Annotated in this window: 24 protein-coding genes and 1 riboswitch; of the genes, 9 read left to right on the plus strand and 15 right to left on the minus strand. The window is 74.3% G+C overall.

Features of this window, described 5'->3' with window-relative positions; genetic code table 11:
* Nucleotides 1–8: 8 nt before the first annotated feature.
* A riboswitch (cobalamin riboswitch) is annotated at nt 9–126 on the minus strand.
* Between the two features lie 581 nt (nt 127–707).
* From ACFQ11_RS20910 to ACFQ11_RS20920, 3 genes are read right to left on the minus strand one after another with little or no spacing between them, the layout of a single operon-like run.
* On the minus strand, nt 708–1,871 hold the full coding sequence (locus tag ACFQ11_RS20910) for a hypothetical protein (RefSeq protein ID WP_378301091.1): 1,164 nt from the start codon (nt 1,869–1,871) through the stop codon (nt 708–710).
* A gap of 42 nt (nt 1,872–1,913) precedes the next feature.
* Entirely contained in the window at nt 1,914–2,708 is a 795-nt protein-coding gene (locus ACFQ11_RS20915; protein ID WP_378301093.1) for an SAM-dependent methyltransferase, read from the minus strand.
* A 10-nt stretch (nt 2,709–2,718) separates the two neighbouring features.
* Nucleotides 2,719–3,525 (minus strand): ATP-binding protein, encoded by an 807-nt coding sequence (locus ACFQ11_RS20920; RefSeq protein ID WP_378301138.1) that lies wholly within the window; start codon nt 3,523–3,525, stop codon nt 2,719–2,721.
* Nucleotides 3,526–3,707: 182 nt separating this feature from the next.
* On the opposite strand from ACFQ11_RS20920, the gene ACFQ11_RS20925 reads away from it, so the two are divergent.
* Both ACFQ11_RS20925 and ACFQ11_RS20930 read left to right on the plus strand, forming a co-directional pair.
* Nucleotides 3,708–4,577, plus strand: a complete 870-nt coding sequence (locus tag ACFQ11_RS20925; protein ID WP_378301095.1) for a helix-turn-helix domain-containing protein — start codon at nt 3,708–3,710, stop codon at nt 4,575–4,577.
* Nucleotides 4,578–4,594: 17 nt separating this feature from the next.
* Nucleotides 4,595–4,798, plus strand: coding sequence for a DUF397 domain-containing protein (locus ACFQ11_RS20930; RefSeq protein WP_378301097.1), 204 nt, complete (start codon nt 4,595–4,597; stop codon nt 4,796–4,798).
* Nucleotides 4,799–4,837: 39 nt separating this feature from the next.
* Here ACFQ11_RS20930 and ACFQ11_RS20935 read toward each other — a convergent pair whose 3' ends face one another.
* From ACFQ11_RS20935 to ACFQ11_RS20955, 5 genes are all read right to left on the minus strand, one after another.
* A complete protein-coding gene (locus tag ACFQ11_RS20935; protein WP_378301099.1) occupies nt 4,838–5,551 on the minus strand; it encodes a DUF899 domain-containing protein in 714 nt (237 codons plus the stop codon).
* Nucleotides 5,552–5,712: 161 nt separating this feature from the next.
* A complete protein-coding gene (locus ACFQ11_RS20940) occupies nt 5,713–6,381 on the minus strand; it encodes a haloacid dehalogenase type II (RefSeq protein WP_378301101.1) in 669 nt (222 codons plus the stop codon).
* A gap of 75 nt (nt 6,382–6,456) precedes the next feature.
* Entirely contained in the window at nt 6,457–7,290 is an 834-nt protein-coding gene (locus ACFQ11_RS20945; RefSeq protein WP_378301103.1) for a carbohydrate ABC transporter permease, read from the minus strand.
* Nucleotides 7,287–8,294, minus strand: a complete 1,008-nt coding sequence (locus ACFQ11_RS20950; protein ID WP_378301105.1) for a carbohydrate ABC transporter permease — start codon at nt 8,292–8,294, stop codon at nt 7,287–7,289. The genes ACFQ11_RS20945 and ACFQ11_RS20950 overlap by 4 nt, the downstream gene beginning before the upstream one ends.
* A complete protein-coding gene (locus tag ACFQ11_RS20955) occupies nt 8,291–9,580 on the minus strand; it encodes an extracellular solute-binding protein (RefSeq protein ID WP_378301107.1) in 1,290 nt (429 codons plus the stop codon). The genes ACFQ11_RS20950 and ACFQ11_RS20955 overlap by 4 nt, the downstream gene beginning before the upstream one ends.
* A 276-nt stretch (nt 9,581–9,856) precedes the next feature.
* Here ACFQ11_RS20955 and ACFQ11_RS20960 point away from each other — a divergent pair, with 276 nt between their 5' ends.
* The 6 genes from ACFQ11_RS20960 to ACFQ11_RS20985 are packed head-to-tail and all read left to right on the plus strand — an operon-like array spanning nt 9,857 to nt 18,261.
* Nucleotides 9,857–10,927: a LacI family DNA-binding transcriptional regulator gene (locus ACFQ11_RS20960; RefSeq protein ID WP_378301110.1), complete on the plus strand. Its 1,071-nt coding sequence runs from the start codon at nt 9,857–9,859 to the stop codon at nt 10,925–10,927.
* Nucleotides 10,927–13,272: a beta-glucosidase family protein gene (locus ACFQ11_RS20965; protein WP_378301112.1), complete on the plus strand. Its 2,346-nt coding sequence runs from the start codon at nt 10,927–10,929 to the stop codon at nt 13,270–13,272. Before ACFQ11_RS20960 ends, ACFQ11_RS20965 begins: the two co-directional genes overlap by 1 nt.
* On the plus strand, nt 13,269–14,813 hold the full coding sequence (locus tag ACFQ11_RS20970; RefSeq protein WP_378301114.1) for a glycoside hydrolase family 43 protein: 1,545 nt from the start codon (nt 13,269–13,271) through the stop codon (nt 14,811–14,813). The genes ACFQ11_RS20965 and ACFQ11_RS20970 overlap by 4 nt, the downstream gene beginning before the upstream one ends.
* A gap of 42 nt (nt 14,814–14,855) precedes the next feature.
* Entirely contained in the window at nt 14,856–16,142 is a 1,287-nt protein-coding gene (locus ACFQ11_RS20975) for a precorrin-3B synthase (RefSeq protein WP_378301116.1), read from the plus strand.
* Nucleotides 16,139–16,759: a precorrin-8X methylmutase gene (locus ACFQ11_RS20980; protein ID WP_378301118.1), complete on the plus strand. Its 621-nt coding sequence runs from the start codon at nt 16,139–16,141 to the stop codon at nt 16,757–16,759. The genes ACFQ11_RS20975 and ACFQ11_RS20980 overlap by 4 nt, the downstream gene beginning before the upstream one ends.
* Complete coding sequence (locus tag ACFQ11_RS20985) at nt 16,759–18,261, plus strand: precorrin-2 C(20)-methyltransferase (protein ID WP_378301120.1); 1,503 nt, start codon at nt 16,759–16,761, stop codon at nt 18,259–18,261. Before ACFQ11_RS20980 ends, ACFQ11_RS20985 begins: the two co-directional genes overlap by 1 nt.
* On the opposite strand, the gene ACFQ11_RS20990 is transcribed toward ACFQ11_RS20985, so the two are convergent.
* The gene (locus ACFQ11_RS20990; RefSeq protein ID WP_378301122.1) at nt 18,236–19,030 is read right to left on the minus strand and encodes a cobalt-precorrin-6A reductase; all 795 of its coding nucleotides are present in this window, start codon (nt 19,028–19,030) and stop codon (nt 18,236–18,238) included. The genes ACFQ11_RS20985 and ACFQ11_RS20990 overlap by 26 nt on opposite strands.
* An 11-nt stretch (nt 19,031–19,041) precedes the next feature.
* On the opposite strand from ACFQ11_RS20990, the gene ACFQ11_RS20995 reads away from it, so the two are divergent.
* Complete coding sequence (locus ACFQ11_RS20995) at nt 19,042–20,073, plus strand: cobalt-precorrin-5B (C(1))-methyltransferase (RefSeq protein WP_378301124.1); 1,032 nt, start codon at nt 19,042–19,044, stop codon at nt 20,071–20,073.
* Nucleotides 20,074–20,085: 12 nt separating this feature from the next.
* Here the strand turns inward: ACFQ11_RS20995 and cobM are convergent, their stop codons facing one another.
* The 6 genes from cobM to ACFQ11_RS21025 all read right to left on the minus strand — a co-directional run.
* Entirely contained in the window at nt 20,086–20,829 is a 744-nt protein-coding gene (gene cobM / locus ACFQ11_RS21000; RefSeq protein ID WP_378301126.1) for a precorrin-4 C(11)-methyltransferase, read from the minus strand.
* A gap of 4 nt (nt 20,830–20,833) precedes the next feature.
* Nucleotides 20,834–22,042 carry a precorrin-6y C5,15-methyltransferase (decarboxylating) subunit CbiE gene (cbiE, locus tag ACFQ11_RS21005; RefSeq protein WP_378301128.1) on the minus strand — a complete coding sequence of 403 codons (1,209 nt, stop codon included), beginning with the start codon at nt 22,040–22,042 and terminating at the stop codon, nt 20,834–20,836.
* A gap of 307 nt (nt 22,043–22,349) precedes the next feature.
* Nucleotides 22,350–22,760 carry a pyridoxamine 5'-phosphate oxidase family protein gene (locus ACFQ11_RS21010; RefSeq protein WP_378301130.1) on the minus strand — a complete coding sequence of 137 codons (411 nt, stop codon included), beginning with the start codon at nt 22,758–22,760 and terminating at the stop codon, nt 22,350–22,352.
* A 154-nt stretch (nt 22,761–22,914) separates the two neighbouring features.
* Nucleotides 22,915–23,688, minus strand: coding sequence for an ATP-grasp domain-containing protein (locus tag ACFQ11_RS21015; protein ID WP_378301132.1), 774 nt, complete (start codon nt 23,686–23,688; stop codon nt 22,915–22,917).
* Nucleotides 23,685–24,389: an SIR2 family NAD-dependent protein deacylase gene (locus ACFQ11_RS21020; protein ID WP_378301134.1), complete on the minus strand. Its 705-nt coding sequence runs from the start codon at nt 24,387–24,389 to the stop codon at nt 23,685–23,687. The genes ACFQ11_RS21015 and ACFQ11_RS21020 overlap by 4 nt, the downstream gene beginning before the upstream one ends.
* A gap of 80 nt (nt 24,390–24,469) precedes the next feature.
* Nucleotides 24,470–24,968: hypothetical protein (locus ACFQ11_RS21025; protein ID WP_378301136.1), on the minus strand; the 499-nt coding region annotated here is incomplete at its 5' end.

A 24,968-nucleotide genomic window follows, 5' to 3' on the forward strand; every position in this document is an offset into this window, starting at 1 on the left:
CGACGCGGAGTCTCCTGGCTCCCGGATCGACGCTCGCCCCGGCCTTCCCGCTCGCGCAGTGGCCTTCCGTGGGGTCCGCTCCCCGGTGACAGTTGCGGGACAGCGCCGGACTCGCACCGGCTTCCTCCGCTTGTCGCCGCCCACACCCTAACGCGCCCCCGCCCGGCCCGGCCCCCCGGATGCCGGACGCCCCGGCCCCGCGCCGAGAGAGACCTCCGGTGCCCCGCCGGACGACGCTGCCCGCCGTGCGGACCTCGGCGAACGCGTCCCCCTACCGGCGGCCAGGCCCCGGGGCGACGCGGCAGCCGTCCGGCCAAGCAACGGAACCTTCGGGCATCATGGCCATATGACCGCCCACGGCGACTGGATCCTCATCACCTCGTACGAGAACCTGCCCGGCGCCCCGTCGCCCATGGCGGCGACGCGGGGTTGACTGCGCGAACGCGGCATCGACTGGACGCCGTTCCGCGACGATGAGGTCGTCGTCGGGCTGGCCTGCGGCCCCGACCCCCGCACCGGCCGCTGGCGAGGCCGGTACGACGTCCGCGTCGACCCCGACGCGCTGCGCCGCCTCGGGCTCCACCCCGACCAGCCGACCTCCGAGATCGTCGGTCCGTCCCCGCCCGCCTGGTGGCACGCCGCCGCCGAACGCGCCGCGGGCGCCTCCCTGCGGAAGCGCCCCCGGCCGGACGCCCGCGGCTGACCGGTCACCAGTCGCGGACGGATTCCGTTCCCGAGGCGAGGCTCTCGAACACCCACCCCGGTTCGAGGCCGAACGCGGCCTCGGCGTCCTTCGCGATGCGGTGCAGCACGTCGAACAGCTCCTCGCGTTCGACGGTCTCGATGAAGCCCGCGCGGCGATCGAACTCGTTGAACGCCTCTCCGAACTCGCGCCCGATCCCGGTCAGCCGCTGCGGCCGATCGGCCCCAGCACCCTCCGAGAACACCGCCATGACCGCGTGCCGCGTCGCCTTGTACTGCGCGACCGACTTCTTGAAGTTCGTCTTGCTGATGTTGCCGCGCCCGTCCCAGTCGCGGAGCGGGTTGTCCCGGTTCTCGGCGACCCATTCCGGTTTGCGGGCGCCGCGGATCTCGACGTGCGTCCCGTTCGGGATCTCCGGCCGCCACGTCGAGCGCATCGCGTTCGCGTACTCGGCCGGGACGCCGTCCAGGTACAACGCCTCCAGGTGGGGCGTGCACCGCGGCTTCAGGCGGTCCTCTTTCGTCATCCCGAACAGATCGGCGATGGAGAGCTCCTTCAGCGCCGTCAGCTCGTTCAGCCGTCCCGCCGCCGCGAGCAGCCCGAGATCGCCGCGCAGATCGAGGTTCGTCAGGTTCGGAAAGAGCCGGGCGATCCGCCCGCAGTCGAGCGTCCCGACGTCCCGGACGGCCAGGTGGGTGACGTCCGGACGTGCCTCGGCCGTCCCGTCGACCTCGTCGCCGGTGCACGTCAGCTTCCACGGGGTCGGCGGGTCCTCCCGCACCCCCGCGTCCCACCGCCGCTGCCGGGCGAGCCGGTCACCGAGCCGCCAGCCGAAGCCGTAACTGCTCGACGGACCGTCGTGCAGCAGCGGCATCCGCCCGACCACCTTGTAACTGCGCGGAAGCACCCACTCGAAATTGCAGTACGCGAGGTTCCCGTTCCACGAATGGTGCGTCATCCTCAGCGGCGTCACGTCACCGAGTTCGCCGACCGACATGGGCTCGGGCCCGGACCAGTCCAGGTCGAGCACCGCCGCCTTCTCCCACTCGGCGTCGATCCCGACGATCTGCGCCGCCGTCCACTCGCCGAGTTCGGCGCAGAACGCGGCCACGACGTCCCCCGCCGCGATCGGCCGCGGCGGCACGGCCGGCTTCCTTTTGGCTGTCATGGCCGGTGAGCGTAGAGCCCGCCGGTGACGAACCGACCGGTCTCAGGGTTTACGGGCGACGCCGCAGAACTCGTCGATCTCCTCGGCCGTGCCGATGTCGGTGGACGGCGGATGCCACAGCGGGCAGGAGACGAGGCCGGGCGGCAGGAGCTCCAGGCCCTCGAAGAAGCCCGCGAGCTGCTCCGGCGTCCGCAGGATGTACGGCGGCTCGGCGGACCGGTTCCAGATCTGGATGGCCTCTGCGGTCGCCGGGTCGACCACGTTCGTGGCGTCGTACAGGGCGAGGTAGCTGCCGCTCGGCAGCGCGTCCACCAGCCGCCGGACGATCGACCGCCCCTCGTCGTAGTCGGTCATGTGGCCGAGGATCCCCATCAGCAGGAGCGCGACGGGCTCGTCGAAGTCGAGCGTCTCGGCCGCGCCCGTAATGATCTTCTCGGGCTCGCGCAGGTCGGCGGGCAGGTACGCGGTCGCCCCCTCCGGCGTGCCCGTCAGCAGAGCCCGCGCGTGGGTCAGGACGAGCGGGTCGTTGTCCACGTACACCACCCGCGCGTCCGGGACGGCCCGCTGCGCGACCTGGTGCGTGTTGTCGGCCGTCGGCAGGCCCGTCCCGATGTCGAGGAACTGCCGGACGCCCAGATCGGCCGCGAGATGGTGCACGGCGCGCTGCAGGAACTGGCGCGTCGCCCGGGCCATCAGCGCCATGTTCGGGATGACCTTCAGGATCTCCTCGCCGACCTGCCGGTCGACCTCGAAGTTGTCCTTGCCGCCCAGCCAGTAGTTCCAGATGCGGGCGGTCTGCGGGATCTCGGAGTTGATCGGGGACGTCTCGTCCGTCACGCTGCCATCCTCACTCGGGGGTGCTCGGGCCGTCAGGACCCATCCAACAACCAAGATCGTCTTTGTGGGGCGCTTTCGCCGCATCAGGCCACTCCCTCGAACCCTCGAAGTGCCTGACGAGGTCTTCGACGGTCTCCTGGAGGTCCACCAGCGGACGGCGGACGAACCGTTCGGGCTGGGGCCGCCAGGTGAAGTGGCGCTCCAGGACCCAGACGTTGAGCCCGGGAAGCTCGACCACGGAGATCCCGTCCCGGTCGCCGCTGCGCCGTCCGTCCATCCCGCGCCGGGCCATCGCGAGCAGGAGGCACTGGGCGGCCGTCCCCGGCGACACGGTGAGCCGGCACCCCGGCCAGTCGCCCGGCAGGGGGAGCGCGAACCAGACGGTCTTACCGGGCACGGGGCGGCCCGCCGTCCGCGACCGGGACGGGGCCGAACCCCACCCGGCCGTGAACTCGGAGAGCAGCCCGAGCCCCTTGCCGTGCTCGTCCAGCAGCCCGGCCCCGGACGTGCGGGGGCGGACGTCCCGCGCGTGGTCGAACACCGAGACGACGAGCTGCGGCGCGGGCGCCGTCCGGGCCCATATCCACAGCTCCGGCGGCGGGTGCGGACGGCCGGTCGACGGACGCGCGTGGCGCAGCGCGTTCGTCGCGGTCTCGGACACGGCGAGCCTGCCGTCTTCGATCACGTCCCGTCCCAGCCCGAGCCGGGACATCGTCCTGTGCAGCAGCGTCCGAGCCGCCGCGGGCCCGGTCTCGTCGGCGGGGAGCCGCCACGCGCACACACCGCCCGCGGCCAGGTTGGGGAACTCGTCGATCACCAAGGGGAGCACCTCCGTCAGCGAACGCCCCGCCGTGACTGTGACCGGACAGTCACCGTCCGTGCAGGTCTGCTGACATGGTGCGCGCTCGCCATGGTGTCCGCAACAGTTTTAAGGAAGGAATCCAGACATGATCTTGGGAACTTGAGTCGATCAGCTTGTCGGCCGATTACACAGCGGGCATGATCGGTCACATGTCAGGAAGGCCGCCGACCATCCGTGAGCGCCGTCTCGCAGGCGAGTTGCGCCGTCTGCGCGAGACGAACACCCCCATGAACCTGGAAGAGGCCGCCGAACGGCTCAATTGGAGCAAGACCAAACTGTCGCGTATCGAGAACGCCGTTCGGCGAGTCTCGGCCTCCGAGGTGCAGGAGATCCTCGCGGCATATGGCATGAGCGGACCGCGCATGGAGGCGCTCGTCCGCTTCGCCCGGACGGCCCGACAGCGTGGATGGTGGGACGCTTACGCGAGCACACTTCCCACGGACTACGCCACTTACATGGGCCTGGAGGCCGAGGCCGAGTGGCTGAACTCCTACACCATGGGACTCGTTCATGGCTTGATGCAGACGGACGAGTACACCAAACACGTAGCGAAGTCCATCCTCATGCGCTTTTCTCCGGCCTCCGAGGTGGAACGGCGAGTTGCAGCGCGGATGGCTCGGCAGCAGGCGTGGCTCGAACGCGACGATCCCGTACGCCTTTGGTCGATCCTGGACGAGACCGCCTTGCGGCGCGTGATCGGAGGGGCAGAGGTCATGCGCGCGCAGTACAAGCGCATCCTCGAACTGGCCGATCTGCCGAACGTGATGTTCCAGGTCATGCCGCTGGGGGCCGGTGGCCATCCGGGCGTGGTGGGTAGCTTCACGCTGGTCGGTTTCCCTCAGCGCTTCACCCCGGACATCGTGTACGTCGAGAACATGACCAGTGCGCTGTACATCGAGGACGAGAAGGAGGTGCACACGTACTCCCTCGCGTTCGAGCAGATGGGGGCCATGGCCCTGAGCCCCGAAGAGTCCCTGGCTATGCTCGAACGGCTTGCCGCGCATTGAATGCAAGGAGGGACAAAGTGGTTAATCTCGACCCGGCCTGTGCCGCCTTCCGGAAGAGCAGCTTCAGTGAAGGGGCCAATGGCTGCGTGGAAGCCGCCGTCCTTGGCCAGGACCATCTGGTTCGCGACTCCAAGGACCCGGACGGCGGGTGCCTCGCCCTGGACGGCGGAACGTGGAACGCGCTGCTGACGGAGATCAAGCGGGGCGTGTACGACCTCTGAGCGGAGCGGCCGCTGAGAAAGGATCCGGCGTCGTCGGCGTCACGGCCTCGCGTCGGCGTCCGCCTCCGGGCCGTAGAGGCGGGCGACATCGGGAGAGTCCAGCCACTTGGAGTAGGTGGGCGACTTCGGCCAGCCGTCGGGGGAGTCCTGCCACTCCTCCTGACGGCCCCACGGCAGGACGTCGACCAGCGCGAACGTGTGGCTGAGCTGTTCGGTGCCGCGGCCGCTGGTGTGCCAGGTGCGGTAGACCGTGTCGCCGTCGCGGAGGAACACGTTCACCGCGAAGCCTCCGCCGGGCGGCGCGTCCATGTCGGCGCCGAAGGAGCTCTCCGACGAGGAGTACCAGTCCATCTTGTTGCCGACCTTGGCCTTGTAGGCGAGCGCCTCCTCGATGGGGCCGTTGGTGACGATGACGAACCGGGCGTCGTAGTTGTCCAGGAAGTCCAGCCGGACGTACTGCGACGTGAACCCCGTGCAGCCGCCGCACTGCCACTCCGCGCCGTCGGACCACATGTGGTTGTAGACGATGAGCTGGGAGCGCCCGTCGAACACGTCGACCAGCCGGACCGGGCCGTCCGGACCGATGAGCGTGTAGTCGGGGAGCTCGACCATCGGCAGTCTGCGGCGTTGCGCGGCGATGGCGTCGAGTTCGCGGGTGGCGGCCTTCTCCCGCTCCCGCAGATCGTCGAGTGCGGCCTGCCAGGTCCGCCGGTCGACGACCGGGGGAAGGGCGCGGGCCGTCTGCTCGGTCATGGTGCCTCCTCGGCTCGGGTGGTCCTCTCTGATGTGTCGACCGGGGACGGCGGCGGAAATCACCGCGTCCGGGCCCGGTTGGTCGAACTTTGTGAGCGGACATGTCCGAGCGGGGCTCGGTCCGGCAGGCCCTCGGCGGCGGCCAGGGCGGCCGTGGCGGGTCAAGCGGTGAGGACGTCCGGGAGGTCGCGGAGGTCGGTGATCGTGTGGTCGGGGGGCTCGAACATCGAGGGATAGGGGAGGGCGTCGCGGTTCAGCCACGCGGCGCGCAGGCCCGCGCGGCGGGCGCCGTCGACGTCCCACGGGTGGACGGCGACGAGAAGGACGCGGTCGGGGGCGGTGTCGAGGCGGTCGACGGCGTGCCGGTACGCGGCGGCGGCGGGTTTCCACGCGCGCGGGGCGGAGACGTCGAGCAGCGTCTCGAAACGGGCGCGGAGACCGGCGCGCTCCAGCAGGCGTTCGGTGACGGCGACGGACCCGTTGGTGAGGGTCGCCAGGCGCAGGCCGGTGGCGTGCAGGGCGTGGACGGCGTCCGGGACGTCGGGGTGCACGTCGAGGTCGGTGAAGCCGCTGACGACGTGGGCGGAGGCGCGGCGCGCGTCGCCGGCCCAGCCGTCCAGGCCGGTGAGGAGGCTCCGCAGGCCGCAGTCGGCGACCTCGGCGAAGTCGGCGTAGGCCCCGGCGGCGGTCAGCCCCATGCCGTCGCGGAGGGTCCCGGCGAACCAGGTGGGGAGGAGGTGGCCGGGCGCGCCGACGTCCTCCAGGCGTGCGCGCAGGCAGGACAGGTCGCCCAGCGTCTCGTTGACGTCGAACAGCACCACTTGGATCATCGGTCGCCGCCTCCCTTGCCGGCCTCGAAGGGCTCCGTACCCAGCGGACGGCCATAACGTGCATGTTCGTCGGCTTCATCCCTTCGTGGCGCCCGCGGTGAGGCCGCCGATGAGCTGGCGCTCGGCGACGGCGTAGAAGGCGAGCGCGGGGATCATCGCCAGGACGATGTAGGCGAACACCAGCGCGTAGTTCGTCGAGTACTGGCCCTGGAACTGCTGGATCCCGACGGGGATCGTGTGCCATCTGGGGTTGGTGAACACGAGCAGCGGGAGGAAGAAGTTGTTCCAGCTCGTGACGATCGCGAGGACCGAGACCGTGCCGATGGCGGGGCGGGCCATCGGCAGGAGGATGCGCCAGAAGAACGCGAACCGCGAGCAGCCGTCGATGATGGCGGCCTCCTCCAGGTCGCCGGGGATCGTCCGGAAGAACGCCCGCAGGATGATGATCGTCATCGGCAGCGCGAACGCGGCCTGGGGGAGGATGACGCCGAGCGGGTTGTCGAGCAGGCCGAAGGTGCGCAGCAGGACGAACAGCGGCAGCACCGCGACGGCGGGCGGGAACATCAGGCCGACCGCGAACAGGGTGAAGAACGCCTCGCGGCCGCGGAACGCGTAGCGGGCGAACGCGAACGCGGCGAGCGCCGAGACCGCGACGGTGATCAGCGCCGTCGCGGTCGCGATCATGATGCTGTTGCCGACCTGCCGCCAGAAGTCGCCCGACCCCAGGATGCCGGTGTAGTTCGACACCTGCCAGGGCGAGGGCAGCCCGAACGGGTCGTCGGTCAGGTCCCCGGTCGTCTTGAACCCCGACAGCACCGCGTACAGCAGCGGGACGACGATGAAGGAGCCGAGGATCCAGACGAGCGCGTGCCGCGACAGGCCGCGGAGCCTCCGGGTCGCCGCGCTCATCGCCCGCCTCCCGAGGTCATGGCGCCCTGCAGGTCGCGGCGGAGCGCGAAACGCTGGTAGAGCAGGGAGAACACGAGGCTGATGGCGAACATGACGACGCTGATCGCGCTCGCGTAACCCATCTGGTAGCGCTGGAATCCGAACTGGAACATGGAGACGGCCATCGTTTCGGTGGAGTGCGTGGGCCCGCCGCCGGTCGTGACCCACACGAGGTCGAAGAGCTGGATCGCGCCGATGACGGACAGGAACACGCTGATCCGGATGGTGGGCGCGAGGAGGGGCAGGGTGACGTGCCGGAACCGGTGCCAGGGGCCCGCGCCGTCGATCGCCGCGGCCTCGAGGACCTCCTTGGGGATGCCCTGCAGCCCGGCCAGGTAGATCATCATGTGGAAGCCGAAGTACTTCCACGTCATCACGGCGAACAGCGTGGGCAGCGCGGTGCCGGGGTCGGAGAACCAGGTGCCGGCGAGGCCGCCCACGAGCGGGACGTCCTCGATCAGGGCGTCGGCCAGACCCGAGCCGGGCAGGAAGATCATCCCGAACAGGACCCCGGCGATGACCTCCGACAGGATGTAGGGCGCGAAGAAGATCGCCCGGTAGACCGCGCGGCCGCGCATCCGCTGGTTGAGCAGGACGGCCGTGCCGAGCGCGAGCGGAAGCTGCACCGCGACCGACAGGACGACCAGGACGAGCCCGCGCCACAGGTCGCCGCGGAACACCGGGTCGGCGAACAGCTCGCGGAAGTTGCCGAGCCCGGCGAAGTCCTCGGGCCACCCGAACCCGCCCCACCGGAAGAAGCTCGTGTAGAGGGCGATCGCGATCGGGACCAGCACGAACAGGACGAAGACCAGCAGCGCCGGGACGAGGAACCAGGTGGTGGCGAACCAGCCGCGCAGCCGCCGTCCGCGGGCCGGGCGCCGCCGCGGCGGCGGGCCGCCCGGCGGGGGCGCGGCCGACTTCGGCGACCTCGACGCGGACGACCTCGACGTGGAGGACAGCGTCATGCCTTCTCGGCCGCCTCGGTGATCGACTGCGCGACCTGCTGCGGGGTGGCCTGGCCGCCCATGAGCTGGGCCACGCCGTCGTTGACCTCCTGCCCGACGGCGGGCGGGAACGCCTGGTCGAGGTAGAGCTGGAACCCGGTCGCGCCGTTCAGCATCCCGGCGACCTGCTTGCGGTTGGCGTCCTCGATCGCGCTCTCGGCGCCCTTGACGACGGGCATGAACGCGCCGGACGACACGAGCCGCGCCTCGTTCTCCTTGTTCATCAGGAACTTGAGGAAGTCGAGCGCCTCGGGCGGGGCGTCCTTGCCCAGCGCGTGCCCGTTGCCGCCGCCGAACACGTCGGTGACCTTGCCCGGGCCGCCTTCGACGGCGGGGAACGGGAAGAAGCCGAGGGCGTCGCCGAGGTCCTGCCCGGAGGCGTCCTTCTGCACGACGGGCGCCCACTGGCCCATCAGCTCCATGCCGGCCTTGCCGGCCCCCATGGTGGCGGCCTGCCCGCCGGGGGCGTCGTACGCGGCGCCCTGGAAGCCCTGCTGGAACGGGTCGAGGTCGATGAGCTCCTTGAGCTTCTGCCCGGCCTGGACGAACGGGGGCGTGCCGAAGTTCTGGGCTTCGGCCGCCTGCTTCACGCCGTCCGGCCCGGCGAGGCGGAGCGCGAGGTAGGCCCAGTAGTAGTGCCCGGGCCACTTGTCCTTGCCGGCCAGGGCGATCGGGGTGATCCCGGCGGTCTTCAGCTTGCGGACGGCGTCGAGGAACTGCGCCCAGGTCGCGGGGGGCTCGGCGATCCCGGCCTTCTCGAAGTGGTCCTTGTTGTACCAGAACCCGACCATGCCCATGTCGTACGGGACGGCGTAGGTCTTGCCGTCGAACTGGTACGGCTGCAGGGCGACCGGCATGAAGCCGTCCAGGAAGGCGGAGTCGTCGACCGGCTTGACGAGCCCGGCGTCGATGCGCTGCTTGAGGACGCCCCCGCCCCAGGTCACGAAGATGTCGGGCAGGTCGCCGGACGCGGTCACGGCCGTCATCTTGGCCTTGAACGCGTCGTTCTCCATGTTCGTCAACTGGATGTCGACGTTCGGGTGCGCCGCCTCGTAGGCCGCGGCGATCTCCGGATAGATGGTCTTGGACGGCTCGGTGGTGGCGATGTCGAGCCATTCGATCGTGACCTTGCCGGAGCCGGACCCGTCGCCGCCGCAGGCGGTGAGCGCCGGCGCGGCGACGGCGATGGCGGCGCCCGCGGACAGCGCGGTCAGCAGGGAACGGCGGGACGGCTGTGAGATGCCCATGGTGGCCTCCTGGAAGGGGGTGGGCGAGGGGGGACAGGGCCGGGCCCGAAGGGCGAAAAAAGAATCGCTCGAAATTTTTCGAAACTCTTCGATAGTCTGTTGCCGAGAAACTCTAAGAAGGGCACCCCTCGGGGTCAAGGCTTCGCGGCGGATTCGTGTGTGCTCCGTCACCCCATGGGCGGTGCCACTGCGCCGAACGAAGGACGATCGAGGGCTAGGAGCGAGCGAAATATTGCGATAACGTTCGCAATCGTTTCCTCGGGGAGGAGAAGCAGCGTGACCGTGCGCACCACCGAAGACCCGCCGGACCCGCCGGGCCCGCGGGCCGCGCCGTCCCGGCCCACCCTCGCGCTGATCGCGGCCGAGGCCGGGGTGTCGCAGGCGACCGTCTCGAAGGTCCTCAACGGCCGGACGGACGTGGCGGCCGCGACCCGCGAGCGCGTCGAGGCCCTGCTGCGCGACCACAACTACCCGGGCCCCGGCGGATCCCGCCGCGCCCGCCGGTCGGGACTGATCGACCTCGTGCTGGCCGGGCTCGACAGCCCGTGGGCGGTGGAGATCCTGCGCGGTGTCGAGGCCGAGTGCGCCGAGCAGGGCACCGGCGTCGTGGTGTCGCTGGTGCGCGAGGACGACGCGCGCCCGCCGAGCTGGCAGAACCTTCCGGCCCTGCACCACAGCGACGGCGTGATCCTCGTGACGTCCCGGATGACCGCCCGGCAGCGCGCGCAGCTCGAACGCGCCGGCGTCGCGCTCGTCCTCGTCGACCCGGTGAACCTGCCGGACACCGACATCGCCAGCGTCGGCGCCACCAACTGGGCGGGCGGCCTCGCCGCCACCGAGCACCTCATCGGGCTGGGCCACCGCCGCATCGGGATGATCGGCGGCCCCGCCGACATGCTGTGCACGCAGGCCCGGGTGGACGGCTACCGGACGGCGCTGGACCGCGCCGGCATCGAGGCCGACCGCGACCTCGTCCGGTACGGCGACTTCCACCACGAGGGCGGCTTCGCCCGCACCCGGGAGCTGCTGGACCTGCCGGACCGGCCCACCGCGATCTTCGCGGGCAGCGACCAGCAGGCCATGGGCGCCTACCAGGCCGCCCGCCTCGCCGGCCTGCGCGTCCCCGAGGACCTGAGCGTCGTCGGGTTCGACGACCTGCCGACCTGCGAGTGGCTGTCGCCGCCGCTCACGACCGTCCGGCAGCCGCTGGAGGAGATGGGCCGGGTCGCCGCCCGCACCCTGCTCCAGCTCCTGGACGGACGGCCGCCGCTGACCCCCCGCGTGGAGCTGGCCACCGAGCTGCGCGTCCGCGCCTCCACCGCCCCGCCCGCCCCCACGGAGCAGTGATGACCGAAGCCCTGACCCCCGCCACGGCCGCCGCGGAACGGTGGCGCGATCCCGCGCTGCCGGTCGCCGAGCGCGTCGCCGACCTGCTGTCCCGGATGACCCCGGAGGAGAAGGCGGGCCAGCTCGCCGGCTTCTGGGCGATGCCCGCCGAACCGGGCGAGCCCGTCGCGCCGATGGAGGACGACTCGCACGAGACGGCGCCCGCGCTGGACGACCTCCTCCCGCACGGCCTCGGCCAGCTCACCCGCGTGTTCGGCACCGCGCCCGCCGCCCCGGCCGAGGGCGCCGCCCGGCTGCGCGACCTGCAGCGCCGCGTCGCCGCCGCGAACCGGTTCGGCATCCCCGCGATCGCGCACGAGGAGTGCCTCAACGGCTTCATGACCTGGGGCGCCACCGTCTTCCCCAGCCCGCCCGCGTGGGGCGCCACCTTCGATCCCGAGCTGGTGGGGGAGATGGCCGCCGCGATCGGGACGAGCATGCGCGCGGCGGGCGTCCACCAGGGGCTCGCGCCCGTCCTGGACGTGGTGCGCGACGCCCGGTGGGGACGCACCGAGGAGTGCATCGGCGAGGACCCGCAGCTCGTCGCCGTCCTCGGCACCGCGTACGTGCGGGGGCTGGAACGGTCCGGGATCGCCGCGACGCCCAAGCACTTCGCCGGGTACTCCGCCTCCCGCGCCGCCCGCAACATGGCGCCCGCCCCGATCGGCCCCCGCGAACTCGCCGACGTGATCCTCGAACCGTTCGTCATGGCGCTGCGCGACGGCGGCGCCCGCTCGATCATGCACTCCTACACCGACGTGGACGGCGTCCCCGCCGCCGCCGACGCGCGGCTCCTCACCGACCTCCTGCGCGGCGAGCTCGGCTTCACCGGCGCCGTCGTGTCCGACTACTTCGGGATCTCCTTCCTGGAGACCCGGCACCGCGTCGCCGGGTCCCGCGGCGAGGCCGGCGCGCTCGCGCTCCGCGCCGGCATCGACGTCGAGCTGCCGACCGTCCGCTGCTTCGGCGAGCCGCTGCTCGAACTGGTGCGCCGCGGCGAGGTCCCCGAGGAACTGCTCGACCGCGCCGCCGCCCGCGTCCTCGCCCTCAAGGCCGGGCTCGGCCTCCTGGACGCCCCGTCCGGGGAGGGCGCGACCCCGGACGGGGCACCCCCCGGCGGTGCGGCCGCCCTCGACCTCGACCCGCCCGGGCACCGCGACCTGGCGCGGCGGCTGGCGGAGGAGTCGGTGGTCCTGCTCGCCAACGACGGGACGCTGCCGCTCGCGCCCGCCGCCCGCGTGGCGCTGACCGGGCCCCTCGCCGACGACACGGCCGGGATGCTCGGCTGCTACACCTTCCCCGCGCACGTCGGCCGCCACCGGCCCGACCTGCCGCTCGGCGTGGACGTCCCGACCCTCGCGGACGCCCTGCGCGGCGACCTGCCCGGCGTCGCCGTCGTCCCGTCCGCGGACGTGCTGGTCACCGAGGACGACATCGACGCGGCCGTCGCGGCGGCCCGCGGCGCCGACGTGGCGGTCGTGGCGATCGGCGACCGCGCGGGCCTGTTCGGGCGCGGCACGTCCGGGGAGGGCTGCGACGCCGAGACCCTCGCGCCGCCCGGGCGGCAGCGCGACCTCGCCGAGGCCGTCCTCGGCACCGGCACGCCCACCGTGATCGTGCTGCTGTCGGGCCGCCCGTACGCGATCGAGGACCTCGCGGACCGGGCCGCCGCCGTCGTGCAGGCGTTCTTCCCCGGCGAGGAGGGCGCGGGAGCGGTCGCCGGGGTGCTCACCGGGCGCGTCGAGCCGTCCGGGCGGATGCCGATCAGCGTCCCGCGCCGCGCGTCCGGCCCGCCCGTGTCCTACCTGCGCTCGGCGATGGACGGCCCGCACGACTGGAGCGCCGTCAGCCCCGCGCCGCTGTTCCCGTTCGGGCACGGCCTCACCTGGACGCGGTTCGCGTACGAGGACCTGCGCGTCGACGAGCGCGCCCCCACAGACGGGTCGGTGACCGTGGAGGCGGTCGTCCGCAACGTCGGCGACCGCCCGGGCACCGAGGTCGTCCAGCTCTACCTCGCCGACCCGGTCGCCTCCGTCGTCCGCCCGGCCCGGTGGCTCGCCGGATGGGCCCGCGTCCGCCTCGAACCGGGGGACGCCGCCCGCGTCGCGTTCACCGTGCACGCCGACCGCACCTCGTTCACCGGCCCCGACCTGCGCCGCATCGTCGAGCCGGGCGAGATCGAGGTCATGGTCGGCGGCTCCAGCGAGGACCTCCCGCTGCGCGGCGCCTTCACGCTGGACGGCCCGGTGCGCGTCCTCGGCGGCGACCGCGTCCTCGACGTCCCGGCGGAGGTGACCCCCCTGTGAACCGGTTCCGGAACCCGATCCTGCCGGGCTGCCGTCCCGACCCCTCGATCTGCCGGGTGGGCGAGGACTTCTACCTGGTGACGTCCACGTTCGAGTGGTTCCCGGGGCTGCCGGTGTTCCACAGCCGCGACCTGGTCCACTGGCGGTGCGTCGGGCACGCCCTCGACCGTCCGGACCAGCTCCCGCTGGACGGCGTGCCCGCGTCCGGCGGCCTGTACGCGCCGACCCTGCGCCATCACGACGGGCGCTTCCACCTGGTCTGCACGCTCGTGGACGGCGCCGAGTGGTCCGGGCACTTCGTGCTGACCGCCGACGACCCGGCCGGCCCGTGGTCGGACGCGCACCGGCTGGACGGCGAGGGCATCGACCCGTCGCTGTTCTTCGACGACGACGGCCGCGCCTGGTGCACCGGGACCCGGCTCACCGGGCGCTACGACGGGCACACCGAGATCTGGCTGCGCGAGTACGACCCGTCCGTCCCGGCACTGGTCGGCGAGGAGCACGTCATCTGGGACGGGACCGTCAAGGGCGCCATCTGGACCGAAGGGTCCCACATCTACAAGGTCGGCGGGCGCTACCACCTGGTCACGGCCGAGGGGGGCACCGCGCTCGACCACGCGGTGATGACCGCGCGCGCCGACGCCGTCACCGGCCCCTACGAGGGCAACCCGCGCAATCCGGTGCTGACGCAGCGGCACCTCGGCCTGAACGCTCGGGCGGGGGAGCGCCCCATCGTGGGGACCGGGCACGGCGACCTCGTGGAGACCCCGGACGGCGAATGGTGGATGGCGCTGCTGGCGATGCGGCCGCACCACGCGGACCGCTGCGCCCTCGGGCGGGAGACCTTCCTGACCCGCGTGCGCTGGGAGGACGGCTGGCCGGTCGCCGACCCGGTCGAGCCCGTCCGGGCGGCGCCGTCCCTGCCGCCGGCGCCCTGGCCCGCCGAACCGGCATGCGACCACTTCGACGCGCCCGCCCTCGCACCCGACTGGAGCATGCTCCGCCCGCCCCGGGAGCGGTGGTGGAGCCTCACCGAGCGTCCCGGGCACCTGCGGCTGCGGGTCCGGCCGGAGACCCTCGCCGACACGGCGAACCCGTCGTTCGTCGGGCGCGGGCAGCGCCACCACGACTTCGCCGCGTTCACCGCGCTGGAGTTCGCGCCGCGCGACGACGAGCAGGCGGGCCTCGCCCTCGTGCAGAACGGCGAGTTCCACGTCCTGCTGGTCTCGACCGAGCGCGGGCTGCGGCTCGTCAAACGGGAGCAGGGGCTCGAGACGGTCCTGGCGGAGGCGCCCCCGGCGGGGCGGGTCCGGCTCGGCTTCGAGGCGCACGGCCGCTGGTACCGGGCGCTGTACGCGGCGGAGCCGGGGCCGTTCGTCCCGCTCGGCCCGCCGGTGGACGGCGACATGCTGACCAGCCAGGTGGCGGGCGGCTTCACCGGGGTCTTCATCGGCCTCTACGCGACCGCGAACGGGCGGGCGAGCCGGAACCACGCCGATTTCGACTGGTTCGAGTACCGGCCGCTCCCCGCACCGGCCTAGGCGGAGTCGGCCGGCGGCGCCGGACTTCGTAGGATCCGTGCCGTGCCCTCACCTCTGCCCCCGCCGCCGCCGACCCCGCCGCCGCGATCCGGCCCGGATCGCTGCCCGGGCGCCCTCCGGGTCCACGCCGCGGCCGACGGCGGGCTCGCGCGGGTCCGGCTCCCCGGCGGGCTGCTCACGCGCACGCAGGCCACCGCGCTCGCCGACGCCGCCGCGCTCGGCGACGGCTTCCTGGAGCTGACCTCCCGCGCGAACGTGCAGATCAGGGGGCTCGCCGAAGGGGCCGAGGCCGAGCTGAGCGACCGGCTGCGGGCCGCCGGGCTGCTGCCGTCGACGACGCACGAGCGCGTGCGCAACATCGCCGCCAGCGTCCTGTCCGGACGCGACGGGGCCGGGCGCCTCGACGTCCGTCCGCTGGTCCCCGCCCTCGACGCCGCGCTCTGCGCCGACCCCGCCCTCGCCGCGCTGTCCGGCCGGTTCCTGTTCGCCCTCGACGACGGGCGCGGCGACGTCATCGCCATGCGCCCCGACATCGGCCTGTACGCGCTCGCACCGGACGAACTCGCGCTCGTGCTCGCCGGAACCGACTCCGGTCTGCGCGCGCGCCCCGAGGACGCCGTCGCGCTCGCGGCCGACGCCGCCCGCGCCTTCCTCGACGTCCGCACCACCGAATGGCGCATATCCGAACTCCCCGGCGGGCCTTCGCGCGGCGCCGCCCCCCGGACCGCGTCGCAGCACGCCGCGCCGGGCGCGTCGCGTCCGTCAGGACGGTTCGGCGCCCTCGTGGACGCCCTCGCGCACGGCCGCCGCCGCGCCGGACCGGTCGCCGTCCCGGCCGTCCCGAACCGGACGCCGCTCGGCGAGATCCCCCAGCGGGACGGGCGGCGCGCGTTCTCCGCGCTCGTCCCGCTCGGGCGTCTCGACCCCGCCCCGCTGCGGGACGCCGAAGAGATCATCGTCACTCCGTGGCGGGGCGTCGTGATCCCCGACCTCACGGACATGCCACACTTTCCAGGCCTGGTCACGGCGGCGGACTGGGCCGGGGTCACCGCCTGCGCGGGCCGCCCCGGCTGCGCGAAGTCGCTGACCGACGTCCGCGCGGACGCCGCCGCGGCCGTCCGGGCGGCGCGCCCGCACGAACCCGCGGGCGGGCCGCCGGTGCACTGGTCCGGCTGCGAGCGCCGGTGCGGGCACCCGCCCGACCGGCACGTCGCGGTGGTGGCCACCCCCGGAGGCTACGAGGTGCGGCTCGGCGACGAGGTCCGCGCGCGGCCCCGGGACCCGGCGGCGACGGCGGCCGCCGTCGCCCGAACACGGAGGAGCGAGTGATCGAGTACGTCCGCGACGGCGCGGAGATCTACCGGCGGTCGTTCGCGACCATCAGGGCGGAGGCGGACCTCGCCGGTCTGCCCGAGGACGTCGCCCGGGTCGCGGTCCGCATGATCCACGCGTGCGGGATGACCGACCTGGTCCGCGACCTGGCGTGGTCGCCCGGCGTGGTCGCGGCCGCCCGCGCCGCACTGCTGGCCGGACGGCCGATCCTGTGCGACGCGCGGATGGTGGCGTCCGGGGTCACCCGCAAGCGGCTGCCCGCGGACAACGACGTCGTCTGCACCCTCGGCGACCCCCGCGTCCCCGGCCTCGCCGCCGACCTCGGCACCACCCGCAGCGCCGCCGCGCTCGAGCTGTGGCGCGACCGCCTCGACGGTTCCGTCGTCGCGATCGGCAACGCCCCCACGGCGCTGTTCCGGCTCCTGGAGATGATCGACGCGGGCGCGGGACGCCCCGCCGCGGTCCTGGGCGTCCCGGTCGGGTTCATCGGCGCGGCCGAGTCGAAGGAGGCGCTCGCCGCGTCCGGCCTGCCGCACCTGGTCGTGCACGGACGGCGCGGCGGCAGCGCCATGACGGCCGCCGCGATCAACGCCATCGCCAGCGAGGAAGAATGATGACCGGACACCTGTACGGGGTCGGGCTGGGGCCCGGCGACCCGGAGCTGATCACCGTGAAGGCCGTCCGGCTGATCGAGGCCGCCGACGTGATCGTCCACCACGCGGCCCGGCACGGCCGCAGCGTCGCCCGCCGGATCGCCGCGCCGCACCTGCGGGACGGGCAGATCGAGGAGGCGCTGATCTACCCGGTCACCACCGAGGACACCGACGACTACCAGCGGACCCTCGACGAGTTCTACGAGCGCTCCGCCGAACGCCTCGCCGAGCACCTGGACGCCGGGCGCGACGTCGTCGTGCTGTGCGCGGGCGACCCGTTCTTCTACGGCTCGTACATGCACCTCCACAAGCGGCTGTCGGGCCGCTACCCGGCGACGGCCGTGCCGGGCGTGACGTCGGTGAGCGCCGCGTCCGCCGAGCTCGGGCGCCCGCTGGTGGAGCGCGACGAGGTCCTGACCGTCCTGCCGGGGACGCTGCCGCCGGACGACCTGGCGCGGCGGCTCGCCGCCACCGACTCGGCGGCCGTCCTCAAGCTCGGCCGCACGTTCGGCCGCGTCCGCGGCGCCGTAGCGGAGGCCGGACGCCTCGACGACGCCTGGTACGTCGAGCGCGCGACGACCGGCGGGCAGCGGCTCCAGCCGCTCGCGGACGTCGACGCCGAGACCGTCCCGTACTTCTCCCTCGCGATCCTGCCGTCCCGCGTGCACGAGCGGACCCGCCGCGAGCTGCCCCCGCCCCGGACGCCCGGGGACGGCGGGCCCGGCGAGGTCACGGTCGTCGGGCTCGGCCCGGCGGGCCGCGACTGGCTCACCCCCGAGGCGCAGGACGCCCTCGCCGCCGCCGACGACCTCGTCGGCTACGCCCCCTACCTGGCGCGCGTGCCCGCCAACCCCCGCCAGGAGCGGCACCCGTCCGACAACCGGGTGGAGTCCGAGCGGGCCGAGTTCGCGCTGGCGCTGGCCGAGCGGGGCCGGCGCGTCGCGGTCGTGTCGTCCGGCGACCCCGGCGTGTTCGCGATGGCCGCCGCCGTCCTGGAGGTCGCCGCCGAGGAGCGCTGGAAGCACGTCCCGGTGCGGGTGCTGCCCGGCCTGACCGCGGCGAACGCCGTCGCGTCCCGGATCGGCGCGCCGCTCGGCCACGACTACTGCGTGCTGTCCCTGTCCGACCGGCTGAAGCCGTGGGACGTCATCGAGCGGCGGCTCGCGGCCGTCGCCGCCGCCGACCTCGCGATCGCGATCTACAACCCCGCCTCGAAGACCCGCACCGGGCAGGTCGCGAAGGCCCGCGACGTCCTGCTGGCGCACCGCGGCCCGGACACGCCCGTGGTCATCGGCCGCGACGTCGGCGGCCCGGAGGAGAGCGTCCGGGTGGTCCGGCTCGCCGAACTCGACGGGACCGGCGTCGACATGCGGTGCCTGCTGCTGATCGGCTCGTCGCAGACCCGGGTGGCCGAGCGCGGCGGCGGCCCGACGGTCTTCACGCCCCGCCGCTACCCGGCATGAGCGGGCCTGCATGAGCCAGCCACGCCGCCGCGTCCTCGACGGTCGCCGCGACGGGGACGCCGTCCGGGACGGGCGGCCGGTCCACCATGACCACCGGGACGCCCAGGAGGCGCGCGGCGGTCAACTTCGCGGCCGTCATCGCGCCCCCGCTGTCCTTGGTGACGAGCACGTCCACGCGGTGCTCGCGCATCAGCGCCGTCTCGTCCCCGACGGTGAACGGGCCGCGCGCCAGCACGACCGTCGTCCGGGCCGGCATCGGCGGCTCGGGCGGGTCCACGGAACGCACGAGGTAGCGGCGGCGATCGTCCCCGGCGAACGCCGCGAGGCCGGTGCGCCCGGTCGTGAGGAACACGCGCTCGCCCGGCAGCTCCGCGGCCGCGGCCGCCAGGGACGGGACGCGCCGCCAGTCGTCGCCCGGCCCCGGCGACCAGCCGGGACGGCGCAGCACGAGCAGCGGCACCCCGGCCGCCGCGCAGGCCGCGGCGGCGTTGCCGCTCATCCGCGCGGCGAACGGGTGCGTGGCGTCCACGACGGCGTCGACGCGCTCGTCCCGCAGCCACGCCGCGAGCCCGTCCGCGCCGCCGAACCCGCCCACCCGGACCCGTCCGGGCGGGGCCTGCGGCGCGGCCGTCCGGCCCGCCAGCGAGCTGATCACCTCGACCGCCGGGTCCGCGTCGAGCAGCCCGGCCAGCCGCCGCGCCTCCCCGGTCCCGCCCAGCAGCAGCACACGCCGGCGCACGGGGGCGTTCTTCACGGGAGCGTTCGTCACGGGGGCATCGTATGAGCGAACTGCGCTACGGATGGACGACGGGGGCCTGCGCGACGGCCGCCACCAAGGCCGCCCACACCGCCCTGCTGACCGGCGAGTTCCCCGACCCCGTCGAGATCACCCTCCCGAAGGGGCAGCGGCCCGCGTTCGCGCTCGCCGTCGAGGAGCTCGGCGACGGCCGCGCCACCGCCGGGATCGTCAAGGACGCCGGCGACGACCCCGACGTCACGCACGGCGCGCTCGTCCGCTCGACCGTCCGGCCGGGGCCGCCCGGCGGCGGCGTCACGTTCCGCGCGGGCCCCGGCGTCGGCACCGTCACCCGCCCCGGCCTCCCGCTCGACGTCGGCGAACCCGCGATCAACCCGGTGCCGCGCCGCATGATGCGCGAGGTCCTCGGCGACGCCGACGTCATCGTGGAGATCTCCGTGGACGGCGGCGAGGAGCTCGCGCGCCGCACCTGGAACCCCCGCCTCGGCATCGTCGGCGGCCTGTCGATCCTCGGCACCACCGGCGTCGTCGTCCCGTACTCCTGCTCGGCGTGGATCGACAGCATCCGGCGCGGCGTGGACGTCGCCCGCGCGATGGGCCGCACGCACGTCGCGGGGGCCACCGGCAGCACGTCCGAGAAGGTCGTCGCCGAGCTCCACGGCCTGCCCGAGGACGCCCTCCTCGACATGGGCGACTTCGCCGGGGCCGTGCTGAAGTACGTGCGCCGCCATCCCGTCCCGCGGCTGACGATCGCGGGCGGCATCGGCAAGCTCGCCAAGCTCGCCGCCGGGCACCTCGACCTGCACTCCAAGCGCTCGCAGGTCGACTTCGGCGTCCTCGCCGCGATGATCGGCGATCCGGAGACCGCCGAGCGCGTCCGCGGCTGCAACACCGCCCTGCACGCGCTCCAGGTGTGCCAGGAGGCCGGGATCCCGCTCGGCGACCTCGTCGCGGAGCGCGCGCGGGCCACCGCACTGGACGTCCTGCGCGGCGCCCCGGTCGAGGTCGACGTCGTCGTCATCGACCGGGGCGGGACGATCGTCGGCCGCGCCTAGTCCCCGCCGCGCCTAGTCCCGGCGGCGGGCGGCCGAGTACAGGTGGCTGTCGGCGAAGTCCCCCGCGCCCAGCACCGACCCGACGATGATCACGGCCGTCCGCCGCACCCCCGCCTCCCGCACCTTCCCGGCGATGTCGGCGAGCGTGCCCCGCAGGACGAGCTCGTCCTCCCGCGACGCCCGCGCCACCACCGCGACCGGGCAGCCGGCGCCGTAGTTCGGGAGCAGCTCCTCCACCACGGCGTCGAGCCGCTGCACGGCCAGATGCAGGACCATCGTGGCCCGGCTCCGGCCGAGCGTCGCCAGGTCCTCGCCCGGCGGCATCGGCGTCGCCCGCGCCGACGTGCGCGTCAGCACCACCGTCTGCGCGACCTCCGGCACCGTCAGCTCCCGGCCCAGCGCCGCGGCCGCCGCCGCGAACGCCGGCACCCCCGGCGTCACGTCGTACGGGACGCCCGCCGCGTCGAGCCGCCGCATCTGCTCGGCCATCGCGCTGAACACCGACGGGTCGCCCGAGTGCAGCCGCGCCACGTCGTCCCCGCGCCCGTGCGCGGCCACGAGCTCGGCGACGATGTCGTCCAGCACCATGTTCGCCGTGTCGACGAGCCGCGCGCCCGGCGGGCACCACTCCAGCACCTCCGCCGGGACGAGGCTGCCCGCGTACAGGCACACCGGCGACGCGGCGACCAGGTCGCGGCCCCGCACGGTCATCAGGTCGGCGGCGCCGGGCCCGGCGCCGATGAAGTGGACCGTCACCGCGTCACCGGCCCTTCACCGCGCACCACTGCGTCACCGGCATCTTCGCCCTCCATCCCGTGAAGCCGCCCACCGGCCCCGCCCGGCTCACCTCGACCCGGGTCAGCTCGCCGCCCAGCTTCTTGCACGCGTCCACCAGCGTGCTCTCCGACTCCAGCGTGACGGCGTTCGCGACGAGCCGCCCGCCCGGCCGCAGCGCCGTCCAGCACGCGTCGACCATCCCGTCCGCGGTGACGCCGCCGCCGACGAACACCGCGTCCGGCTCCGCCAGCCCCTCCAGCGCGCGCGGCGCCTCGCCGACGACCACGTCCAGACCCGGGACGCCCAGCCGCCCGGCGTTCACCCGGATCCGGTCCGCCCGCGCGGCGTTCGCCTCCACGGCGATCGCCCGGCAGGCCCGGTGCGCCCGCATCCACTCGATCGCGACGCTCCCGGCGCCCGCGCCGACGTCCCACAGCAGCTCCCCGGGGACGGGCGCGAGCCGCGCCAGCGTGAGCGCCCGGATCTCCCGCTTGGTGAGCTGCCCGTCGTGGTCGTATGCGTCGTCCGGGAGCCCCGGCACGGTCTGGACGCCCGTTCCCCGGCACCGCACGGCCACGATGTTGAGGGCCGCCGTGTCCGCCCGCGGCGGCCCCACCCGCTCGTCCGGCCCGCCCAGCCGCTCCAGCACCGTGACCTCGCTGGCGCCGAACCCCCGCTCCTCCAGCAGCTCGACGACCTCCGCGGGCGTCCCGGCGTCCGCGCTGAGCACCAGCACCCGCCGTCCCGGCGCCAGCACCCGGTTCAGCGCGGCCAGCGGACGGCCCACGGCGGTGACGACGTCGGTGTCCTCCAGCGACCAGCCGAGCCGCGCGCACGCCAGCGACATCGACGACACGTGCGGCAGCACCCGCACGTTCTCCGCGCCGAGCAGCCGCACCAGCGTCGTCCCGACCCCGAAGAACATCGGGTCGCCGCTCGCGAGCACCACCACCCGGCGGCCCCGGTGCTCGTCGAACAGCGCGGGCAGCGCGGGCAGCATCGGCGACGGCCACGCCACCGCGACGCACTCGGCCGCGAGGTCGGGCAGCATCCCGAGCTGCCGCGCCCCGCCGACCAGCACCTCGGCCGCCCGCACCGCGTCCCGCGCGGGCTTCCCGAGCCCGTCCCACCCGTCCGCCCCGATCCCGACGACGGTGATCCGATGGCCGGTGCCGACGTCCTCCACGGTCACCGCCGCCTCCTCGACCCCGATACCCGGTACCTCGTCCTCGCCCGCACCCGCCTCGGCACCGAGCGCCTTGCCCCCGCCCGCCTCATCGCCCTGCGCTCCTGCCCCGCGAGGTTCGGCGCCCTGTGCCCTGGCACCGCGAGCTTCGGCGCCGCGTGCTCCGGCCGCGCCCGCCTCAGCAGCCCGTGCTCCGGCCGCGCGCACACCGGCGCTCCGCGCTCCGGCGGCGCGATCGGACGGCGCGCGGCCCCCGGCCTCACGGGGGCCGCCGTCCGGCGGGACGATCGGGGCGTCCGGGCTCCGTGCGTCGTCAGACATTGCCGAGCACCCGCGTCACCGCGATCTCGATGACGACCCGCTCGGGGTTGACGCGCGGCGGCTTGTACCGCTCCGCGTACCGCCGCTCCGCGTCGGCGACAGACTCCGTGTCCGTCCGCAGCACGGCCCGCCCCTCGACGGTCGACCAGCGGCGCCCGTCCACCTGGCTCACCGCGACCGGAAGCCCCGCCGCCCCGGCGTCCCGCACGTGCCGCGCCTTCGCCGACCGGCCCGAGGTGATCACCCGGACGATCCCCGCCGCCGGGTCCAGCGTCGCCCCGACGGGCACCGCGTGCGGCGTCCCGTCCGGCCGCACCGTCACGAGCGTGCAGAGGTGCCGCTCCCGCCAGAACTCCCGCACCCGTTCGTCGTCCAGCTCCATCCGGTGCCGTTTCCCCTGCATCTCGTCCTCTCATCCGCGCGACCAGCAGGATCGCAGAAGCACGCACGCCGCCGCATGCCAACCCGCCCCGAACCGGTCGGCCGTGCCGTTCCTCGCAGAGAACACGACATGCTCATCGGACCGGCCGGGGGCCGACCCGGCGGCGCGCGGACGGTCAGGTCCGGACGAACGGTGCGTCGCGGGCGGCGAGGTCCGCGCGGGGCGCGGCGGCGCGCAGGACGACGTCCAGCACCCGGTCCGGCGGGGCGGCGTAGCAGTTGCTGAACCACGCCTCGTTCGCCTCGACGACCGCGTACCGGGGCGGGCCCGGCGCCGTGATCAGCCCGACGTCGACGACGACCGCGCCGGGCAGGTCCGGGGAGGCGTGGGCCAGCAGGTCCGCGGCGAACGCCTCGACCGCCGCGCGCTCCGGCAGGACGTCGAGGGGCGCGGCGTCGAGCACGCCGTGCACCGCGTAGCGGGACGCGGCGCGCACCGCGCCGTCCAGGACGTGCAGGCGGTACTCGCCCGCGAACGTCACCGGGTCCGAGAGCAGCACGGGAGCCGCGGCGGGCAGCCCGTCCGGCGGGCGGCCCGGCCAGTACACGGCGGGCGCGAACGCCTTGCCGGACGCCGGTTTGACGAACGTCGGCGCGTCCAGCCGGCGGGCCTCGTCCGGTGAACCGAGGCGGACGCGGCGTCCCGTGAACTCCGCGGGCAGGGCGGGCAGCCAGCCGGGGGGCGGCGCCAGCAGCGCGATGTCCAGGGCCGACGCGACCTCGGACGCGAACGCCTCGCCGCCGTACACGTGCGCGCGTCCCCGCAGTTCGGACGGGACGGGCCGCCGGTGCAGCGTCCGCGCCCGCAGCCCGCGCGCCGCGGCCGCCTCGCCCAAGCGCGCGGCGGTGGCCGTCGCCGCGGGCGGCAGCAGCAGCACGCGGCCGCTCATCCCGCGAGCTCGGCGCAGAGCGCGGGCAGCGCCTCGCCGATCGGCTCGCGGACGATCGTGGACGCCAGGTCGTCGTAGGGCGTCGGGTCGCGGTTCACGATGATCAGCGTCGCGCCGGACTCGACGGCGACGGCGCACAGCCCCGCGGCCGGTTCGACGCCGAGGGAGGAGCCGACGGCCACGAACACCTCCGACACCCGCGCGATGTTCGCCGCGTGCGCGAGCACGTCCGCGTTCAGGAACTGGCCGAACAGGACGATCGACGGCTGCAGGACGCCGCCGCAGCCCGTGCACGCCGGGTCGTCCTCGCCGCGCGCCAGCACCTCGGCGGTCGGGGTCCGGGCGTGGCACCGCATGCACTCGGTGGTCGCGAGATCGCCGTGGAGTTCGAGGACCTTGCGGGGCGTCGACCCCGCCTTCTGGTGCAGGCCGTCGACGTTCTGCGTCAGGACGCGGACGGCCGCGGTCCGCTCGAGCCCGGCGAGGGCCCGGTGCGCGGCGTTCGGGCGCACGTCGCGGTGCAGGTCGAGTGCCCGCCAGAAGCGGCGCCGGACGTCGGCGTCGTTGAGGAAGTTCTTGCGCGTGAACAGGGCCGCGAGCTCGGGATCGCGGGTCCACAGCCCGGAGGGGCCCCGGTAGTCGGGGATGCCCGAGTCGGTGGAGACGCCCGCGCCCGTGAGCACCGCGATTCGCTTGGCCATGCGCGTCACCGTACGAGCGCGGAACGCCGCCCGCGACGGGTTTTCCATGCGGGCGGCGTCGCGGGCGGCGTCGCGTGCGGCTATTGCCAGGAGCGGACGAGTTCGTCCAGCTTCACCGGGTCGTACTCGACGCCCTGGTCGATCAGCTCCCGGGCGACGAGCGTTCCGTCGCCGTCGTGCTTGGCCAGCAGCCGGTACACGGCGTAGGGGAACCAGATCTTCTCGCGGACCCACACGACCTCGGTCTCGTCGAAGACGTGGCCCTGGGCGCGGATCTCGGCGATCGCCGCGGCGGTGTCCCCGTTGGTGCGCTCGAGGATCTCGCGGGCGAGCGCCCGCAGGGTCTCGGCGTCGAGCGTGGAGGCGGCGGGCTCCTCGACCGTGGTGACCGTGCCGTGCCCGTTCATCTCGCTGCGTGCCGCGGCGGCGCTGACGAGCGCGGGCTCCGGGGCGGCCTCCGGCACCGGCGCGGGCTCCGGCTCCGGGACCGGTGCCGGAGCGGGGGCGGGGGCCGGTTCGGGGTCGTGCGCGGCGAGCCGGACCTTCGGCGCCTCGGGGGCGGCCGGGGCCTCGGCGGCG

This window comes from Actinomadura sediminis, from assembly GCF_042675525.1.
GTDB lineage: Bacteria > Actinomycetota > Actinomycetes > Streptosporangiales > Streptosporangiaceae > Spirillospora > Spirillospora sediminis.

Coding starts and splice junctions, on each gene's coding strand:
- ACFQ11_RS20940 (WP_378301101.1), bottom strand. CDS start 6,381: ATGATCCAAGTGGTGCTGTTCGACGTCAACGAGACGCTGGGCGACCTG.
- ACFQ11_RS20950 (WP_378301105.1), bottom strand. CDS start 8,294: ATGACGCTGTCCTCCACGTCGAGGTCGTCCGCGTCGAGGTCGCCGAAG.
- ACFQ11_RS20925 (WP_378301095.1), top strand. CDS start 3,708: ATGATCGGTCACATGTCAGGAAGGCCGCCGACCATCCGTGAGCGCCGT.
- ACFQ11_RS21020 (WP_378301134.1), bottom strand. CDS start 24,389: ATGGCCAAGCGAATCGCGGTGCTCACGGGCGCGGGCGTCTCCACCGAC.
- ACFQ11_RS20955 (WP_378301107.1), bottom strand. CDS start 9,580: ATGGGCATCTCACAGCCGTCCCGCCGTTCCCTGCTGACCGCGCTGTCC.
- ACFQ11_RS20995 (WP_378301124.1), top strand. CDS start 19,042: ATGAGCGAACTGCGCTACGGATGGACGACGGGGGCCTGCGCGACGGCC.
- ACFQ11_RS20935 (WP_378301099.1), bottom strand. CDS start 5,551: ATGACCGAGCAGACGGCCCGCGCCCTTCCCCCGGTCGTCGACCGGCGG.
- ACFQ11_RS20985 (WP_378301120.1), top strand. CDS start 16,759: ATGACCGGACACCTGTACGGGGTCGGGCTGGGGCCCGGCGACCCGGAG.
- ACFQ11_RS20910 (WP_378301091.1), bottom strand. CDS start 1,871: ATGACAGCCAAAAGGAAGCCGGCCGTGCCGCCGCGGCCGATCGCGGCG.
- ACFQ11_RS20965 (WP_378301112.1), top strand. CDS start 10,927: ATGACCGAAGCCCTGACCCCCGCCACGGCCGCCGCGGAACGGTGGCGC.
- ACFQ11_RS21015 (WP_378301132.1), bottom strand. CDS start 23,688: ATGAGCGGCCGCGTGCTGCTGCTGCCGCCCGCGGCGACGGCCACCGCC.
- ACFQ11_RS20945 (WP_378301103.1), bottom strand. CDS start 7,290: ATGAGCGCGGCGACCCGGAGGCTCCGCGGCCTGTCGCGGCACGCGCTC.
- ACFQ11_RS21010 (WP_378301130.1), bottom strand. CDS start 22,760: ATGCAGGGGAAACGGCACCGGATGGAGCTGGACGACGAACGGGTGCGG.